The 18,417-nt window shown below is 70.4% G+C and carries 15 protein-coding genes; 3 read left to right on the forward strand and 12 right to left on the reverse strand.

Translation table 11 applies throughout. The annotated features are described in order from the left end of the window. Positions 1-60 precede the first annotated feature (60 nt). A complete protein-coding gene (locus tag ABT294_RS02050) occupies positions 61-1,014 on the forward strand; it encodes a winged helix-turn-helix transcriptional regulator (RefSeq protein ID WP_350802877.1) in 954 nt (317 codons plus the stop codon). 137 nt (positions 1,015-1,151) lie between these two features. Here the strand turns inward: ABT294_RS02050 and ABT294_RS02055 are convergent, their stop codons facing one another. From ABT294_RS02055 to glgX, 11 genes are all read right to left on the reverse strand, one after another. Further along, positions 1,152-1,637 carry a hypothetical protein gene (locus ABT294_RS02055; protein ID WP_350802879.1) on the reverse strand — a complete coding sequence of 162 codons (486 nt, stop codon included), beginning with the start codon at positions 1,635-1,637 and terminating at the stop codon, positions 1,152-1,154. 344 nt (positions 1,638-1,981) lie between these two features. Continuing rightward, positions 1,982-3,460, reverse strand: a complete 1,479-nt coding sequence (locus ABT294_RS02060) for an AMP-binding protein (RefSeq protein WP_350802880.1) — start codon at positions 3,458-3,460, stop codon at positions 1,982-1,984. Next, positions 3,457-4,680, reverse strand: coding sequence for a cytochrome P450 (locus tag ABT294_RS02065; protein ID WP_350802881.1), 1,224 nt, complete (start codon positions 4,678-4,680; stop codon positions 3,457-3,459). The genes ABT294_RS02060 and ABT294_RS02065 overlap by 4 nt, the downstream gene beginning before the upstream one ends. Then, on the reverse strand, positions 4,677-6,401 hold the full coding sequence (locus ABT294_RS02070) for an N-acyl-D-amino-acid deacylase family protein (protein WP_350802882.1): 1,725 nt from the start codon (positions 6,399-6,401) through the stop codon (positions 4,677-4,679). Before ABT294_RS02070 ends, ABT294_RS02065 begins: the two co-directional genes overlap by 4 nt. Before the next feature lie 108 nt (positions 6,402-6,509). After that, a complete protein-coding gene (locus tag ABT294_RS02075; RefSeq protein ID WP_350802884.1) occupies positions 6,510-7,340 on the reverse strand; it encodes an SDR family oxidoreductase in 831 nt (276 codons plus the stop codon). Continuing rightward, a complete protein-coding gene (locus ABT294_RS02080) occupies positions 7,337-7,984 on the reverse strand; it encodes a nitroreductase family protein (RefSeq protein WP_350802885.1) in 648 nt (215 codons plus the stop codon). The genes ABT294_RS02075 and ABT294_RS02080 overlap by 4 nt, the downstream gene beginning before the upstream one ends. Positions 7,985-8,013: 29 nt before the next feature. Continuing rightward, positions 8,014-8,232 (reverse strand): hypothetical protein, encoded by a 219-nt coding sequence (locus tag ABT294_RS02085; RefSeq protein WP_350802886.1) that lies wholly within the window; start codon positions 8,230-8,232, stop codon positions 8,014-8,016. 480 nt (positions 8,233-8,712) lie between these two features. After that, positions 8,713-9,699, reverse strand: a complete 987-nt coding sequence (locus ABT294_RS02090) for a hypothetical protein (protein ID WP_350802887.1) — start codon at positions 9,697-9,699, stop codon at positions 8,713-8,715. A 139-nt stretch (positions 9,700-9,838) separates the two neighbouring features. Continuing rightward, positions 9,839-11,551: a malto-oligosyltrehalose trehalohydrolase gene (treZ, locus tag ABT294_RS02095; RefSeq protein WP_350802889.1), complete on the reverse strand. Its 1,713-nt coding sequence runs from the start codon at positions 11,549-11,551 to the stop codon at positions 9,839-9,841. Next, on the reverse strand, positions 11,541-13,913 hold the full coding sequence (gene treY, locus ABT294_RS02100; protein WP_350802890.1) for a malto-oligosyltrehalose synthase: 2,373 nt from the start codon (positions 13,911-13,913) through the stop codon (positions 11,541-11,543). Before treY ends, treZ begins: the two co-directional genes overlap by 11 nt. Continuing rightward, positions 13,906-15,999 (reverse strand): glycogen debranching protein GlgX, encoded by a 2,094-nt coding sequence (glgX, locus tag ABT294_RS02105; RefSeq protein WP_350802891.1) that lies wholly within the window; start codon positions 15,997-15,999, stop codon positions 13,906-13,908. The genes treY and glgX overlap by 8 nt, the downstream gene beginning before the upstream one ends. Before the next feature lie 296 nt (positions 16,000-16,295). On the opposite strand from glgX, the gene ABT294_RS02110 reads away from it, so the two are divergent. After that, entirely contained in the window at positions 16,296-16,874 is a 579-nt protein-coding gene (locus ABT294_RS02110) for a hypothetical protein (protein WP_350802892.1), read from the forward strand. Between the two features lie 38 nt (positions 16,875-16,912). Beyond that, positions 16,913-17,884, forward strand: a complete 972-nt coding sequence (pip, locus tag ABT294_RS02115; protein ID WP_350802894.1) for a prolyl aminopeptidase — start codon at positions 16,913-16,915, stop codon at positions 17,882-17,884. Here the strand turns inward: pip and ABT294_RS02120 are convergent. Then, entirely contained in the window at positions 17,826-18,386 is a 561-nt protein-coding gene (locus ABT294_RS02120; RefSeq protein WP_350802895.1) for a phosphatase PAP2 family protein, read from the reverse strand. The genes pip and ABT294_RS02120 overlap by 59 nt on opposite strands. Positions 18,387-18,417: the final 31 nt, after the last annotated feature.

The following is an 18,417-nucleotide window of genomic DNA, read 5'->3' on the forward strand; positions in this document are numbered from 1 at the left end:
GTCTCCTTTGGGAACTGACTGAGTTTCTATCAGAGACTCACTTGCGGGTAAAGTCGGGTCATGGCCAGGGAACTGCGTTCACAGGACGTCGAGTGCTCGATCGCCCAGGCGGCCGCCGTCGTCGGCGACTGGTGGAGCCTGCTCATCGTGCGGGAGGTCGCACGGGGTCATCAGCGCTTCGAGGATCTCCTGAACGAGCTGGGCATTTCCCGAAAAGTCCTGACAGAACGGCTCAAGCATCTGGTGGATCACGGGGTGCTGTCCCGCGAGCCGTACCAGACGGGGCCGGTGCGGCACGAGTACGTCCTGACGGACGCGGGCTGGGCACTGGCGCCCATGCTGATCACCATGCAGGACTGGGCGGACCGCTGGCTCCTGGGCGACGGCGCCCTCACGGGGGTCGCCGGCCCGCACAGCGCTGAGTCGGCCCGCGTCCACGCCCTGCTCGACGCCCGAATCCCGGCGCCGCTGCGCCTCCCCACCACCCGGCCTGATGACGAGCACGCGCCCCCGCTGCGCCTCCCCACCACCCGGCCTGGCGACGAGCACGCGCGCCCGCTCCTCGACGTGGTCGCGGACGCCCCGGTCACCGTGCTGTTCGGCTACCCGGCGACCGGCATGGCCACCTCGCTGCCACCCGACTGGGAGCAGGTGCCCGGCGCCACGGGATGCACCCTGGAGAACCGCCTCTTCAGGGACCGGCAGCCGGAGTTCGCCGCGGACGGCATCGCCATCCGCGGCGTCAGCACCCAGCGCCCTGACCAGCAGGCCGCCTTCGCCACCGCGGAAGGCATCCCGTTCCCGCTGCTCTCCGACATGGACCTGCACCTGACGGCGGCCCTCCGCCTGCCCACCTTCCGGGCGGGCCAGGCGCTGCGCCTCAAACGCGTGATCCTCGTGATCGACCGCCTGCGGACGATACGGCACGTCATCTTCCCCGTCGTGGACATCCCGGCCGCGATCGCCGACTCCCTGCAAGCAGCCCGCTCCGTGCTCACCTCACCCACCCGCTGAGCAGCCCGCCGTCAGCAGGTGAACCGGCCGGGCCCAGACGGGCAGCGGTGCGCGGGCCCGACGCGGCAGCCGTGCGCGGGCCCGACGCGGCAGCGGCGACGGGACCTGCCCGTCGGGGCGGGCCGCCCCCGGCCCGGCTAGGCGACGTGGAAGAGCCCGCCTTCGCCGCGTTCGGCGACCGCGAGGACGAACGTGCGGAACTCCTCGAAGTCGTCCTTGATGAAGTCGTGTTCGTCCGGCCCGTCGTACACGTCCTCGAACCGTACGCTGCTCAGCCAGTCGGCCAGCTCGGCGATGAGGCCCGAATCGAGCTCCATGGCCTGGCTGCGGTCGTCGTCCTCATCGTCGTCGAGGGCGTCGCCTTCGTCGTAGTCCCAGTTCAGGTCGAGGTAGTCCGCGCCCATGAACACGTTGACGGGCGCGTCCCGGACCAGGCTCTCCCACAGGTCGAGCGAGAAACGTTCGATGTGAAAGGTGGTGCGCCGAACGCTGAGGCTCGAGTCGAGCGGGGTCTCGTCGCCCTCCGGGAGCTCGTTCAGCAGGTGCGCGGCGTACGACGGGTCCTGGCGCGCGCGGGCCATCTGCTGTTCGGTGACGCTTCGGAAGGTCGCGGTGACGCCCACAGGGTTGGCCTTTCACGCAGTGGCACAACACAAGATCGACCTGGCGGATCGTACCAGGCGGCGGCGGGGTTGCCCGGGACCCGCCAGACCCCGAGCGCGTCCTTGAGGGCGGCGCGATCGTGCACCTGCGGCGCAGGCGGTAGGCGGCGACCAATCCGGAGTGGCCGATCACGCACGTCGTTCACCACGGGGTGCGCCGCGACCAGTCCATGGCCCGGCACAAGGCCGACCACGCCCAGATCGCGGACGCACCGGACGGCGCGACCGCCGACACGGCACTCGTCGCGAAGGCGGCGTTCTTCCAGCGCCTGAGCGTCGAGGCCCACGACTCGATGACTCAAGGACTACGCGAACAATGTCCGCGCCCATGCATAGTCGAGTTTGCCCACGGGAGTCCGCTTGATCTCGGGCACGATCCGCAGCGCTCGCGGGATCTTGTAACCCGCGAGCCGCCCACGGCAGTGATCAGCCAGCTCCTCCAGCGTCACCTCACCTGCGACCACTGCTGTCACCCGCTGGCCGAACCGCGGATCGGGCGTGCCTACCACCAGCGCGTCGTGCACCTTCGGGTGGCTGCGGACGGCGATCTCCACCTCCTCGGGGAACACCTTCTCCCCGCCGGTGTTGATCACCATCGAGCCCCGGCCGAGCATGAGCGCGGTGCCGTCCTCGTGCAGGATCGCCTGGTCGCCCTGCAGCGCCCAGCGGGTCCCGTCCGGCCCGGTGACGAAGGTGCTCGCCGTCTTCACCGGATCCTTGTAGTAGCAGAGCGGGATGTTTCCTGATCTGGCCAGCACGCCCTGCTCGCCCGGCCGTACCGGCAGGTGATCGGAGCCGAGCACGGCGAAGCCGGGACCCAGCGCGAACCTGGGCCGCTCCTCCTCGGCGGCGGTCCCTACCGCGCCCGTCTCCGACCCGCCGTAGTTGTCGACGATCATCGCGTCGGGCAGCGCCGCGCGGATTCTCTCGCGCGTCGTCGCCGACAGCGGCGCCCCGCCGGAACCCACCGAAAAGACCTCCAGCTTGTACGGCCGGCGCCCCAACTCGTCGGCGACCGGCCTGACCATGCCGTCCCCCGCGAACGACAGCACCTGCGACCGCTCGCGCTCGGCCAGCTCCAGCACCGCGGCCGGATCGAAGTGCCGCCCCGTCCACAGGATCACCGTGCCACCCGCCGACAGGCAGATCCAGGTGCTCCACTGCCCGTTGCCGTGCATCAGCGGCGCGTGCACCTGGAAGCGCAGCCCCTCGGGCCCGAAGCACAGTTCCGAAACATCCTCGATGGGCCCCGAGTAGACGCTCATCGCCGCGAGGTAGATGTCCTCCGAACGCCACAACACGCCCTTGGGCAGCCCGGTCGTGCCGCCGGTGTACAGGATGTACGGGTCGTCCCCCGACCGCGGCCCGAAGTCCCTGCTGCCCGGCACACCCGCCAGCGCCCGCTCGTACGGCTCGCCGAAGGCCAGCTTGGGATGGTCGAACGGCGCCCTGGCCAGCAGGTCGGCCTCGCCCAGCAGCGCCACACAGTCGGCGTCGCCGAGCAGATGGGCCAGCTCCCGCTCGACGTAACGGTAGTTGACGTTGACCGGCGCCACCCTGGCCTTGAAGCAGCCGATCATGCTCTCCAGCCATTCCGCCCGGTTCCAGGACAGAATGCCCACGTGCTCGCCCGGCCGTACCCCTTGGGTCTGGAGCCAGTGCGCCACCCGGTTGGCGCGCTCGTCCAGCTCGCGGTAGGTCAGCCGGACCTCGCCCGCGACCAGCGCGAGCCGGCCGGGCACTGCGTCCGCGGCGCGTTCGAAGACGTCCGCGAGGTTGATCACCGCGCCTCCAGGACGATCGGGAAGGACGTGACGCCGCGCACGAACGAGTTGCGCATCAGCCGCGGCCCCTCCGCGTCGGCCCACGTGGCCGAGCCGACCCTGGCCACCCACTCCTCGAAGAAGATCTTCAACTCCAGCCTGGCCAGCGCCGCGCCGAGGCAGAAGTGCGTGCCCAGACCGAAGGCGATGTGGCCGCCCTGCTTCCTGGTCACGTCGAACACGTCGGGGTCGGCGAAGACCGCCGGGTCGCGGTTGGCCGAGCCGTACATGAGCAGGACCTGCTTGCCCTTTCTGATGGTGTGGCCGTGCAGCTCGGTGTCGCGGGTGGCGGCGCGGCACATGTTGAGGATGGGGGTGGTCCAGCGGATGAACTCCTCGACCGCGTTCTCCACCAGCGACGCGTCCTCGCGTAGCAGCCGCCACTGGTCCGGGTGCCTGATCAGCGCGTCGATGGCGGTGGCGATCACCGTGCGGGTGGTCTCCGCGCCGCCGTCGAGCAGCAGCAGCGCCTCGTTGGCCAGGTGCTCGTCGTCGAAGTCGGGCCGTGCCGACCACAACGACATGAGGTCGTCGTGCGGGCACTTGCGGCGCTCGGCGGCCAGGTTGAGCACGGCCAGGCCGAACTCCCCGGCGGCGACCGCGGCCTCGTGAGTGACGTAGCGCAGGCCGCCCCCCGCCGCGATCGTCGTCTCCGACCAGTGCTTGAGCTTAGGCCAGTCAGTGTCGGGGAAGCCGAGCAGCCAGCCGATCATCTGGGCGGGCAGCGGCGCGGCCAGCGCGGGCACCGCGTCCACCGTGCCCTCCTCCAGCGCCTGGCCGATCTGCTCGACCACCATCGCCCTGATTCGCTCGGCGTAGCGTTCGTGCACGTACCGCGGGGTGAAGCGGCGGTAGACGAGGCGGCGGCGCTCGGCGTGCTGCGGATCGTCTATGCCGATCATGGAGGGGTCGGACGGCAGCTGCGGGCGGTAGCCGCCGGTGCTGGTCCAGAGCTTGGGATCGCGCTCGATGGCGGAGATGTCGGCGTGGCGGGAGACGCCCCACAGGTCGTTCGCCTCGTCGTAGTGGACGGGGGAGTGCTCGCGCAGCCAGGCGTACAGCGACCAGGGGTCGTCCGCGTACATGTCGCCGTCGAGCAGGTCGATGCCGGTCCGGTGGCCGGCCGCCGTGGCCTTCCTGGCCGCGATCGCCGCTTCCGTGGTCCTGAACAGTTCGCTCATGCTCCGCCTCTGATCAGCCGGCCGGGCAGTGCCCCGGTGTGCTCACCGTGAGAGAAGGTCTGGGTCCCGCCGACGAAGGTGGCGACGTAGCCATCGGCCTGCTGGATGAGCCTGCGTCCGCCCGCGGGCAGGTCGCGCACCATTCGCGGGCGGTGGTTGCCGACCCGCTCGAAGTCGATGAGGTTGAGGTCGGCCTTCATGCCGGGGAAGATCGTGCCGCGGTCGTGCAGGCCGTACAGCCGGGCGGTGTCGCGCGACATCAGCTTGACGACGTGCTCCAGCGGCAGCCGCGCACCGCGCGAGCGGTCGCGCGCCCAGTGCGAGAGCATCGTGGTGGGCATGGAGGCGTCGCAGATGAAGCCGCAGTGCGCGCCGCCGTCGCCGAGCCCGAGTACGGCCTGCGGGTGCAGCAGCATCTCGCGCTGGGGATCCAGGTCGCCGTTGGCGTAGTTGAGTAGCGGCAACAGGAAGATCGTCTGGCCGTCATCCTCCAGCATGAGGTCGTACAGCAGCTCGAGCGGCTCGCGGCCCTGGCGCTCGGCTTGGGCCTTGACGGAGGTGCTGGGGTGCGGCTCGTAGTCTGGGTTTTCCGGATTCAGCGGAAAGAGGCGGTCGGTGAAGCCGCGGCAGAGGGCCGCGAGCATGTCCTCGTCTTTCGGGACCTCGTGGAGGATGCGGTGCTTAACCTGGGAGTCGCGCATGCGGTGGACACGCTCGTGGCGCGGCAAGGTGGAAATTTCCTGATATGAGGGGCGATCGGCGAAGGCGTGCAGCGCCTCCAGGCCAATGAGCATCCCGAACGGCCGGCAGGCCACCTGCGGGTGCAGCCGCGCCACCTTGGCCGACTCGCTCAGCAGCTCACGCCACAGGTCGGGCACCGAGTCGATCTGCAGCAGCGCGAAGGTAACCGGCCGATCGATCGCCTCGGCCAGCCTGCTCATCCAGGCAACCTCCTTCATCGGCGCGTTGACGTCCTCGCCCGCGGCTCCGGCCGGTGCGATCTCATAGACGCCCCTGTCGAGCTCGCGCAGTGCCTCCCCGATGCCGAACAGCTCGTCCTCGGCCGCGAACGTGCCCGGCACAGGCTCGCCGTCGATCGCCTTGTGCGCCAGCGTCCGGCTCGTCGAGAACCCCAGCGCCCCGGCCTCGATGCCCTCCTTGACCAGCTGCTTCATCCTGGCGACGTCATCGGGCGAGGCAGGTTCGTTACGCGCGCCGCGCTCGCCCATCACGTACGCGCGCAGCGCCCCGTGCGGCACCTGGGTGCCGATGTCGAGCGCGTGCGAGTGCCGCTCCAGCGCGTCGAGGAACTCGGGGAAGCTTTCCCACTCCCAGGCGATCCCCTCGGACAGGGCGGTGCCGGGAATGTCCTCGACGCCCTCCATGAGGCCGATCAGCCACTCGCGCCGGTCCGGCCTGGCAGGGGCGAAGCCGACGCCGCAGTTGCCCATGACCACGGTGGTGACGCCGTGCCAGCACGAGGGACCGAGCAGCGGGTCCCAGGTGGCCTGGCCGTCATAGTGGGTGTGCAGGTCGACGAAGCCGGGCGTGAGCAGCAGCCCGTCCGCCTCGACGGTGCGCCGGGCGCGCCCTGGCCGATCCGCGCCGTTCTGGCGGGCGACCTCGGTGATGCGGCCGTCCGTGACGGCGACGTCGGCGGTATACGGCGGGGCGCCGGTGCCGTCGACGACGGTGGCGGCGCGAATGACAAGATCATGCATGTCAGCTCCGGTGGGGGGAGTGTTACGGAGCCGCCGCATCGCTCGCGGCCGACGATTTGGCGGTCATGCAGAAAGTTCCTGATATGTCCGGCGCTGGCGCCGGACATATCAGGATGGGGTCTGGCTGGGTGTCACCCCTCTCAGGCCGTCGCGGCCGTAGGCGGGTTCGAGCCAGGGGGAGAAGTCGGGGCCGCGGCGCAGCGAGTGGCCGCCGTCCACGTTGATGACCTGGCCGGTGATCCACGAGGCCTCGGGCGACAGGAGGAAGGCCGCCAGCGCGGCCACGTCCGCGACCTCGCCCACCCTGGGCAACGGGGTGCATGCTTGGTAGTCGGCCAGAACCGGGTTCTCCGCGTCAGTGATGATCGACACCATCTCGGTGCGGATCAGACCGGGACGGATCGCGTTCACCCGGACGCCGCTGGGGCCGAGCTCGTCGGCGGCCAGCATGCACAGGTGGTCGATGCCCGCCTTGGCCACGCCGTACGGGCCGAACCAGCGGTGGGTGTTGGAGGCGGCGATCGAGGAGATCGCCACGAACGAACCGCCGCCCGCCGCGGCCATCAGCGCGGCGGAATGCTTGAGCGCCAGCATGGTGCCGGTCAGGTTCGTCTCGATGACCTTCTGCCACTCCTCAATCGGCAGCCGGGTGATCGGGCCCAGCCAGCCGGAGCCGCCCGCCGAGGCGACCACCCCGTCCAGGCGGCCGCCCGCATGCTCCCACGCCCGCCGTACGGCGGCCGCCATCTGCTCCTCGTCGGCCACGTCGGCCACCACGTAGTTCGCCTTGCCGATCTCCGCGCAGGCGGCGGCCAGCCGGTCCTCGGTGCGGCCGCAGATGGTCACGGCGGCGTCCGAGGCGGCAAGGCGCTTGGCGACGCCCAGCCCGATGCCGCTGCCGCCGCCGGTGACGAGCACTCCCGGGCCGCCGAGGTTCATGGCTGCTCCCTCCACAACGGTTCGTCGACGGTGAAACCGACCGGGTCGCCCCACCGGTTGCGATAGCTCACCAGATGCACCGGGCGGCGGGGCGCAACGCCCCAGCGGCCGGTCGGGTAGCCGAACGTCACCGTGCACGCCAGCCGCCAGCCCTCGCCGTCGGGCACGCCGAGCACGCTCAGCGTCTGCTTGGGGTAGAAGATGCCGAGAATGCTGGTGAGAGCGGTGCCGACGGCGTGCGCGCGGGCGGCGAGCTGGGCGTTCCAGACGGCGGGGAAGATCGAGCCGCCGCTCGGGTCATGCTGCACGAAGGCGAACAGCATCAGCGGGTAGTTCTCGAAGTTGTCGGCCAAGTGCTGCGCCGAGGCGAAGACGCGGCGGGCTTGATCGTCGGCCTGGTCCAGCAGCGGCCTGTAGTAGCTGTCGAACAGCTGGCGCAGCCCGTCCCGGTAGAGCGGTCCGAGCTCGGCCTTGACCTCGGGGGAGTCGACCAGCATGAAGCGCCAGTTCTGCTGGTTGCCGCCGCTGGGGGCGCGGACCGCGGCGTCCAGGACGGCGCGCTGCACCTCGAGCGGGATCGGGTCCGGCTTGACCCGGCGCATCGCGCGCGTGGTGTAGAGAGCCTCGAAGACGTTCATGCTCATGGGTCACTCACCACTCCTCATTCGCTCCATCAGGCCAGCACCCCGCCTGCCGCGGTTTCCGCGCCCTCGCTCAGGCACCAGGGCGACAGGTCGGTCAGCTGGGTCGCCAGGGACAGACCGGGCGCGGGCGCGCCCGGCAAGCGTGGTGCCGGGGACTTCAAGTCCGGCCCGATCGTGTGCTTGCCGCGGTCCATGACGTCGACGCGCGGCTTGTCGGAGACCGTCTTGACGCGGTCGACGCGCAGCACCTCGGCGCCGTGGTCGGCGGGCGAGCATCATCCCGGCGAACGGGCCCGGGGCGAGCCCGGCCGGCTCCAGCGCCCGCACTCCGGCCAACGGACCTTCAGGCATGGACATCTCCTCGACTCTAAGTCCGTACGACTATCACAAGCAAGCGCTTGGTGACATGCCTGTTCCGTCGCCTCAAGGGAGCACATCGCCGAGATGCGGGGGCCGGTAACGAAGGTGTCTTGAGGTACACGCTCTTGCTCCGGCGCAGGTCAGTACGGGCAGCTACCGCGGCCGCAGGCGCGCTCGCCCGAGGCATGGCCACATGACCTGCGCGAACGCAATCGCCTGTACCTGGGCTGGGCCGGACCGGGGCGCAGTGCTGACCTTGCGATCAGTCCGATTCCCCGGCCCGCCCGCCGCACCCGGCATGCATGTCGCATGTCGTGGAGACGCCCCCCAGAACCCCGGCTGCGGCGCAGCGCCCGCCCAGGTCGGGGCTACGCTGCGAGCAGCCGGCGCGGGCGGGCGGTGGAGGTCGGGGGGATGGCTCCGGCTTGCTGGGTGGCGCAGAGCCAGTCGTTCACCGAGCCGTCGAAGCCTGAGGGTGGGCCGACCTTGAGGCAGGCGGGGCGGCCGGTACCAGGGGCCGGGCCGACCTTGAGGCAGGCGGGACGGCCGGTGCCGGGGGCCGGGCCGACCTTGAGGCGTCTGATGCCGCCCAGTTCCACCGGGTCGGTGTCGCACGGAGTGAGGCGGACTCCGAACGTCTGGTCGGCTCCTTCGATCCGCAGGTGGTCGTCGATCGCGCGGACCTCGGCCCGTGGGTGGGCGGAGACGAACGCGAGTTGGTCGGCGACCAGGCGTTGGGCGACCGTGCGCAGGAGGTTGGTCGCGCACAGGGTGTGGGCGCAGGCGGCTCCGCCGACGGTGATCTCGGGCAGGGCGAAGCGGCCCAGCCCCTTGGAGGTCACCCGCAGGCAGTCGCAGGCGGCGGCGTCGGCCGGGCCGGACTGCGGGCAGACCACGTCGCCGTGCGCCTGGACATCCCAGCCCAGCCAGTCGTCCGCGAGCCTGAACTCGGTTGGCTCGCCCGGGCACCTGTCGCAGCTCAGCACGCTCGCGCCCGTCAGCGGGTCGATCACCAGGCCGCCGCACCCGCGCGCGAGCGCCCGTGCGGTGGCACGGGCGAGCTGGGCGCCGCCCGGCAGCTCGGACGGCGGCGCCGTGGACGAGACCAGCAGGTGCTGCCTGGTTCTGCGCAGCGCGCCGCGTTCCTCGTCGCTGAGGTCGACCCCGGCCGGCTTCCAGGGGGAGCTGTGATGGGTGACGGTCAGCAGCGGGCTGCCCAGCGCGGCGACCGCGGCCTGTCTGTACGGCCGACCGACACGCCAGGGCAGGAACGACCCGAGGTCGAACGGCATGCGCTCGACGGCGACGACGAACAGGGACGTCAGGAGCGCGGGCAACGGCAGGTTGATCTTCATGCGAGCCTCCGGGGCCTTCGGTGAGGCGCCCAGCATGAGCGACTCCGGAACCCCGGCAAGGAGCAGAACGCGACTCTGTGGATAACTGCGGCTTCCGAGAAACCCTGTGTGGATTGACGGGTGCGGCTGCCCGGGTGGGTCAAGGTGCCGGGTGGCAGATCACCATGGCCTGCCCGGGGAGGCGCAGGCCGTCCTGACCTGCTCGGACTGGTTCGTCCGAGGCCAGCAGCACGGCTCCGACGTTGATCGGCAGCGTCACCGACTCCTCGGAGAAGTTGACGACGACGCAGAGCGACCCGCGCCACATGACCAGCCAGTTCCCAGCGGGGTCGGTGTCTATCCTGACCCGGTCGAGGCGGGGGTCGGACAGCTCGGGCAGCGCCTTGCGCAGCGCGATCAGGTCGCGGTACCAGCACAGCAGCGACCAGTGCTCCTCCTCCTTGAGCTCGTCCCAGTCGAGTTTGGACTGCTGGAAGGTCTCCTCGTCGGACGGGTCGGGCGCGTCCCAGACGTACCCGAACCCGTCGAACTCCCGCTGCCGCCGGCCCCCTTCACCGTCGCGTAGTTCCTGTTCGACGTGGTCGGAGAAGAACAGGAACGGCGTGCGGGCCCCCCACTCCTCGCCCATGAACAGCATGGGCGTGAACGGCGAGGTGAGCAGCAGCCCGGCGCCGAGTTTGAGCGCCGGCATCGGCAGCCTGTCGCCCAGCGGCCGGTTGCCGATCTGGTCGTGGTTCTGCAGGAAGGCGACGAGCCGGTGGCCGGGCACCCCGGCGTACGGCCGTCCGTGGGAGCGCTCGCGGAAGCTGGAGTAGCCGCCGTCGTGCAGCACTCCGGACGTCAGCACCTTGGCCAGCGCCGACAGGTCGGCGAAGTCGCTGTAGTAGCCGTGCGCCTCGCCGCTGACGGCGGCGTGCAGCGCGTGGTGGACGTCGTCGTCCCACTGCGCGGTCATGCCCAGCCCGCCCGCGTCGAGCGAGCGCACCATGCGCGGGTCGTTCAGGTCGGACTCGGCGATCAGCGACAGCGGCCTGCCGACGGAGCAGGCCAGCGCGTCGACCTCCTCTGCCAGCTCGGCCAGCAGGTGCGTGGCCCGTTTGTCGTGCAGCGCGTGCACGGCGTCGAGCCGCAGCCCGTCGAGGTGGAAGTCGCGCAGCCACTGCAACGCGTTCTCGATGAAGTAGCGGCGTACCTCGTCGGACCCCGGACCGTCCAGATTGACTGCCTCACCCCAGTAGCTCCCGTCGAAGCCGGAGAAGTACGGCCCGAACGGATGCAGGAAGTTCCCCGAGGGCCCGAGGTGGTTGTAGACCACGTCGAGGAGCACGCCGATGCCCATCCGGTGGCACGCGTCGACGAACGACTTGAGCCCGTCGGGGCCGCCGTAGGTCTCGTTGACCGCGTACAGGTCCACGCCGTCGTAGCCCCAGTTGCGCCCGCCCGGCACCGGGGCCACCGGCATGACCTCGACGAAGTCGACGGAGAGCTCGACGAGGTGCTCCAGCTTCTCGACGGCCGCCTCGAACGTTCCCGCCTGGGTGAACGTCCCGACGTGCAGCTCGTAGATCACCGCCCCGCGCAGGTCGCGGCCGGTCCACTCGTGGTCGGACCAGGTGTAGCGGGCGTGATCGTAGACGGCGCTCGGCCCGAACACTCCGTCGGGCTGGCGGCGGGAGCGGGGGTCGGGGTAGGGGCCGTCGCCGTCGAGGACGTACCCGTACCGGGTGCCGTGCGCGGCCTCCGGCACCTCCGTACGCCACCAACCCCTCTCCCCCGAGGTCATCGGCCGGCGCCCGCCCAGGACGTCGACCTCAACAGCCGTGGCCTTCGGTGCCCAGACCTCAAAGATCATGTCTCTCCAGGAGTGCGACGGGATGCTGACCCAGCAGATGCGCCAGGGGGATCCGGCCGGTGTAGAGGCCGCCGGTGAGCAGGTCGCGCCAGGTTCCGGCGGGCAGGGTCAGGGTCGTGCCCCTCCACCCCAGCCGCACCTCTCGCTCCCCCAGTTCGTTTCCCCGATGTCCGCCGATCTCTCCGGCCTCGACTGTGACGGCCTCGACTGTGACGGCGTTGTCAGGGCCGACCAGGGTGCCGGCCCGGCTGCCGGCCCCTGAGACGACCAGGTCCGCCTCCAGTTCGGCGACCTCCATGACGTCCGCGCGGAGGCCGCGGCGCGCCAGGCCCACGGGGAGCCTGGTGGCGACCGCGATGGCGTGCGGCCGGGAGGGCACGCCCCTGGCGGCCGCGCGGTCGCGGCGGAAGGCGATCACGTGCTCCGCCGCCTCGCCTTCCGCCCGCAGCGGCGTGTACGGCGCGGCGGGGTCGAGGCGGCGGCGCAGCCGCAGCGCCTGGGTGGTCACGAGCAGCTTGGCGGAGTCCCAGGACGAGGACGGCGTGCGCGGGTAGCTCACCGGCCGCCGGTTATCGGGATCGACCAGGGAGAAGTCGGTCGTCTCGTTGCCCTGGTAGACGTCCGGCACCCCGGGCATCATGAGCTGGACGAGCTTGGCCCCCAGCGAGTTGGACCTGGCGAAGACGTCGATCCGCGCGGTGAACTCCCCGACGGGCAGCCGCACGGCCTCCCGGGCGAACTCCCGCAACCCCTGCTCGTACGACGGATCCGGATTTATCCAGGAAATGGCGGTCTTGGCCTCGCGAGCCGCCTTGAGCAGGTAGTCCGTGAAGCGCTCGGCGGAGATCGGCCACGCGGCCATGAGATTCTGCCAGGCCAGGTAGTCGAGGTGCGGGTCGAAGCGCAGAGCCGACGACCACTCGGACACCGCCTCGGCCCACTCCTCCGGCATCTCGGACAGCACGGACAGGCGCGCCCGCACGTCCTCGGACCGCTTGGTGTCGTGCGTGGAGAGCGTCGTCATCGTGTGCGGACGCAGATCGGCGCAGAACTCGTGGAACTCCTCGACCGAGACCCCGAACGCGTCGGGCTCGCCCCCGACCTCGTTCAGGCACGACAGCGGGAACCACCGGTACAGCGCGGTGTCCTCGACGCCCTTGGCCATGACCGGACCGGTGGTCTGCTGGAACCGCGTGATCGCCTCGGCGGCGCCGTACAGGACCCGCGGGACGAGCGACCGCGCGGCCGGCGAGCATCCGGCGGCGGCACGCTCGACGATCTCGACGGACATGCGCGGCGGCGCCTCCCCCGGCACCACGTACGCCCGGTAGACCGGCATCGCGGCGAGCAACTCCGCGACGGCCGCCCGGAGCGTCTCCCGCCCGTCGGGGCTGTCAGCGCCGTCCGGGCCGAGCGCCTTGGCGAGCCTGGCCACCTCGGCGCCGAAGAACAGGTCGATCACCTCGCGCTTGGCCCGCGCCATCACCGCCTGGTAGTCGCCGGGCTGCCCGGTCAGCCGGGTGAACAGCTCGACGAGCGGCCCCTCGCTCGCGGGATCGACGAACAGCCCGTTGACCTTGTTCAGCACGTCGTAGCCCGACGTGCCGTCGCACGCCCAGTCGTCCGGCAGCCGCTCGTCACCGATGAGGATCTTCTCCACGACCGTCCACACCCCGCCCGACCTGGCGCGCAGCCGCTCCAGATAGCCGCGCGGGTCGGCCAGCCCGTCGGGATGGTCCACGCGCAGCCCGTCGACCAGCCCCTCGTCCAGCAGCCAGAAGAGCACCTCGTGGGTGGCGAACAGCACCACGGGGTCCTCGGCCCGCAGCCCGATCAGCGACGACACGTCGAAGAAGCGCCGATACCCCGGCCCCTCACGCCAGTCGACGAGCCGGTAGTGCCCGGGGTGGGGGAACTCGTGCTCGTGGTAACGCAGCACGTCGCCGTCGACCACCGGCTCGGTGCTGTCGCCGAGCACCGGCAGCGCGACCTTCCCGTCGACCCAGTCGATGTCGAACCAGTTCGCGTACGGCGAGGCCGGGCCGTCCTTCAGCACCGACCAGAACTGGGCGTTGGCGGTGTTCATGTGGTTGGGCACGATGTCCAGGACGATGCCCAGATCGTGGGCGGCGAGCTGCTCGGCCATCTCGCGGAATCCCGTCGCGCCGCCGAACTCCGCACGGATCCTGGAGTGGTCGATGACGTCGTAGCCGTGCCGCGAGGCGGGCGTCGCCTGCAGGACGGGCGACAGGTAGACGTGGCTGACCCCCAGCTCGCGCAGGTACCCGGCGATCTCGGCCACCTGCGCGAAGCCGAAGTCGGGCGTGAGCTGGACCCGGTAGGTCGAGACCGGCCTAGACACGCCGGAGCACCCGTACGCTGCGGCCCGGCACGGGCACTCCTTCCCCGGCGTGACAGATCCGGACGTCGACGCTGATCGGCATGGCGGTGTCGATCTCGGTCTGCCACAGGTCGCCGTAGTCCTTGGGAACGGTGAACTTGATCGTGTCGTGGTGGGCGTTGAACAGCAACAGGAACGAGTCGTCGATGATCGGCCGGCCGCGACGGTCGGGCTCGGTGATGGCCTCGCCGTTGAGGAAGACGGCCAGCGACTTGGCGTATCCGACGTTCCAGTCGCTGTCGGTCATCTCCTCCCCCGACGGGGTGAGCCACGCGATGTCGCTCAGCCCGCGCACCGGTTTGCCGTAGAAGAACCTCCTGCGGCGGAAGACCGGATGTCTCTTGCGCAGCGCGGCCAGGCTCTGGGTGAACTCGAGCAGCAGCCAGTTCTCCCTGATGTCGGACCAGTCGACCCAGGTCAGCTCGTTGTCCTGGCAGTAGCCGTTGTTGTTGCCCTTCTGGGTGCGGCCCAGTTCGTCGCCGTGCGAGAGCATCGGGACGCCCTGCGACAGGAACAGCGTGGTCAGGAAGTTGCGCTTCTGCTGCTCGCGCAGCGACTCGATGCTCAGCCCCGCCGGACCTTCCTCGCCGCAGTTCCATGAGCGGTTGTCGTCGGTGCCGTCGCGGTTGCCCTCCTTGTTGGCCTCGTTGTGCTTGCTGTTGTACGAGACGAGGTCCTGAAGGGTGAAGCCGTCGTGGCAGGTGACGAAGTTGATGGAGGCGGCGGGGCGGCGGCTGTCGTCCTGGTAGAGGTCGCTCGACCCGGTGATCCTGGAGCCGAACTCGGGCAGCGTGGCGGGCTGCCCGCGCCACAGGTCGCGGATCGTGTCGCGGTAGCGGCCGTTCCACTCCGTCCACCGGGAGGGGAAGTTGCCGACCTGGTAGCCGCCGGGGCCGACGTCCCAGGGCTCGGCGATGAGCTTGACCTGCGACAGCACGGGGTCCTGCTGGACCAGGTCGAAGAAGGAGCTCAGCCGGTCGACCTCGTGCAGTTCCCGGGCCAGCGTGGACGCCAGGTCGAACCGGAACCCGTCGACGTGCATCTCCGTGACCCAGTAGCGGAGCGAATCCATGATCATCTGCAGGACGTGCGGCGACCGCATGAGCAGGCTGTTGCCCGTGCCCGTGGTGTCCATGTAGTAGCGGCGATCGCCGTCGACCAGCCGGTAGTAGTCGCGGTTGTCGATCCCCCTGAGCCCCAGCGTGGGACCGAGATGGTTGCCCTCGGCCGTGTGGTTGTAGACGACGTCCAGGATGACCTCGATGCCCGCCTCGTGCAGCGCGCGCACCATCGCCTTGAACTCGAGCACCTGCCCGCCGCGCTGCCCCTGGCTGGAATAGCGGTTGTGCGGCGCGAAGAAGCCGATCGAGTTGTATCCCCAGTAGTTCGACAGCCCGCGCTGCTCGAGGATGTCGTCGCTGACGAACTGGTGCACCGGCATCAGCTCCAGCGCCGTCACCCCCAGCTTCGTCAGGTGGTCGAGGATCTCCGGGTGCCCAAGGGCCGCGTACGTGCCCCTGATGTGCTCGGGGATCTTCGGATGGCTGACCGTCAGGCCGCGCACGTGCGCCTCGTAGATCACGGTGTCGTGGTACGGCGTGGCCGGCGGCCGGTCGTGGCCCCAGCCGAAGAACGGGTTGATCACGATCGATCGGGGGACGTACGGCGCCGAGTCGAGGTCGTTCCTGCTGTCGGGCTGGCCGAAGCGGTACCCGTACACGGCCTCGTTCCAGGTGACGTCGCCCTCGATCGCCATCGCGTACGGGTCGAGCAGCAGCTTGGCCGGGTTGCACCGCAGCCCGCGCGCCGGATCGTGGGGCCCGTGCACCCGGTAGCCGTACCGCTGGCCCGGCCCGATGCCCGGCAGGTAGCCGTGCCAGATGAACCCGTCGACCTCGCTGAGCGGCACCCTGGACTCGGTGTTGTCCTCGTCGAAGAGGCAGAGCTCGACCTGGTCCGCGACCTCCGTGTAGAGCGCGAAGTTGGTGCCCGCGCCGTCGTAGGTCGCCCCGAGGGGATACGGGTCTCCCGGCCAGACTTCGATCATCGAGGCTCCCTTGCGGTCTCTCCCATGTTCCGTTCCCCCGCTCCACCGGACAAGCCCGGCCTCGTAGGCGACGATGACCGGATGCGCCCGGCCCCGTGCCGACCTGGCCGATCCCCTCGGGGAGCCGGACGACCATCACGCTCTTTCCCCCGCGCACGCCGATTACCACTCACGGCGTCGGCCCACTCCGAGGTTTCGCGCCGCGCCACGCGGGCGAGCGGCGGCCGGGGCGGGGGTGTGGCGCTTTCCTGGCCGGGCTGCGCGGAGCGGGGCGGCCGTTCGACACAATGGGGTGGATGAGCGTTGAGTTGATGGTCTGGGACGAGCCGGAGCCGATCACCCGGGATCAGGCGCGAGCCGTGTATCTGGCGGTCAAGAAGTCCGAGCCCGTCGGGGGCGTGCTACCGGAGATCGTCAAGGAGCTGCCCGGCCAGGTCACGGTGTATCCGGGGCACGTGCTGGTGGGCATGGACCTCGAGTCGATGGACGAGATGTCGGCCCAGGTGTTCACGATCGCCAGGGAGCACGGGCTCGTCTGCTACGACCCGCAACGCGACCTGGTGCACAACGTGGCGCCGCTCGGCGTCTACCAGGGGATGCAGCTCCACACGGGCGACGGGATGATCGTCCACGACCCCGACCTCGGCCTGGTGCGGGACGTGCTGGCCACCATGTCGCCGCAGAACCCGTTCGTCGCCCTGGTCAACTTCGGCCATCACTTCCTCCAGGTCTCGCCGGGGTACGAGCTGGAGTACAAGGAGCAGGTGCTCCAGCGCGCGCTGCTCACCGACCTCGCCGACGTCCAGCGGGCGTTCCAGGAGTACGCCACGGGCGAGCGCGCCTTCCTGACCAGGCACGAATGGACGGTCATCTGACGGACAGGCGCCCACCGGATCCCGGACATACTGGCTACATGAGATCTCTGTACCCTCCGATCGAGCCGTATGACTCCGGGCTGCTCGACGTCGGCGACGGCAACCAGATCTACTGGGAGGTCTGCGGCAACCCCGACGGCAAACCCGCCGTCATGCTGCACGGCGGTCCCGGCGGCGGATGCAGCGAGAAGCACCGCCGCCAGTGGAACCCGGAGCTGTACCGGATCGTCCTGTTCGACCAGCGCAACTGCGGGCGCAGCCTGCCGCACGCGAGCGACCCCGAGACCTCGCTGGCCGCCAACACCACCTGGAACCTCGTCGCCGACATGGAACGGCTCCGCGAGCACCTGGGGATCGACAGGTGGCAGGTGTTCGGCGGGTCGTGGGGCAGCACGCTGGCCCTGGCGTACGCGCAGACCCACCCCGACAGGACGACGGAGCTGGTGCTGCGCGGCATCTTCATGCTCCGGCCGAAGGAGCTGCGCTGGTTCTACCAGGAGGGCGCGTCGTTCGTGTTCCCCGACATCTGGGAGTCGTTCGTGGCGCCGATCCCCGAGGAGGAGCGCGGGGACCTGATGGCGGCCTTCAGGGCGCGGCTGGAGGGCCAGGACCCGGACGCGCAACTGGCCGCCGCCAGGGCGTGGGCGCAGTGGGAGGGCAGCACGATCCACCTGCTGCCCGATCCCGGACTGGTCGAGAAGTTCGGGGAGGAGAAGATGGCCGTCGCGTTCGCCAGGATCGAGAACCACTACTTCACGCACGGCGGCTGGCTGGAGCCCGAGCAGCTCCTCAGGGACGTCGACAGGATCAGGCACATCCCGGCGGTGATCGTCCAGGGCCGCTACGACATCTGCACGCCCATGGCCACCGCCTGGGACCTGCACAAGGCCTGGCCCGAGGCGGCGTTCGAGATCGTGCGCGACGCGGGGCACTCGGCCACGGAGCCCGGCATCATCGACCGGCTTGTTGCGGCGACAGACGGCTTCGCGCCAGCCGCACCACCGGCGTGACGGCGCCCACCAGCAGCAGCGTGAACAGCGGAGCCAGGGCCAGGCCGATCAGGTAGCCCGCGGCGACGTCGTGCGGGTAGTGCACGCCGACGAACACCCGCGAGAACGCCATCAGCGCCGACAACGGGAGCACCACCCAGGCCAGCGCCCGCCAGGCCAGGATCAGCGCGCCCGCGGCGCCGGCGGCGATCACCGAATGGTTGCTCGGGAAGGACCAGTCGCCCACGGGCGGGCACGTCGCGATCGTCGCGACGCCGCCCCGGCACGGCCGGTCCTCCTGGATGAAGACCTTGAGCACCTCGCTGACGACGTACGCGCCCACCACCCCCGCCGGCCCCGCGACGGCGATCGCCAGCTCGCGGGCGGGGGCGGACCGGGCCCGCCACCAGCACAGCGCGAACAGCGCCACGAAGAGGAACAGCCCGGCGTCGGTGCCTGTCTCGGCGAGCGAGTGCAGCCACGCCGGCGTGCTGAGAGCGAAGTCGACGATGTCGCGGTACACACGTGTCCAATCAGTAAACGGGTGATGGACA

Origin of the sequence: Nonomuraea sp. NPDC000554, assembly GCF_040300065.1 — a bacterium.
In the GTDB taxonomy this organism is placed as follows: domain Bacteria; phylum Actinomycetota; class Actinomycetes; order Streptosporangiales; family Streptosporangiaceae; genus Nonomuraea.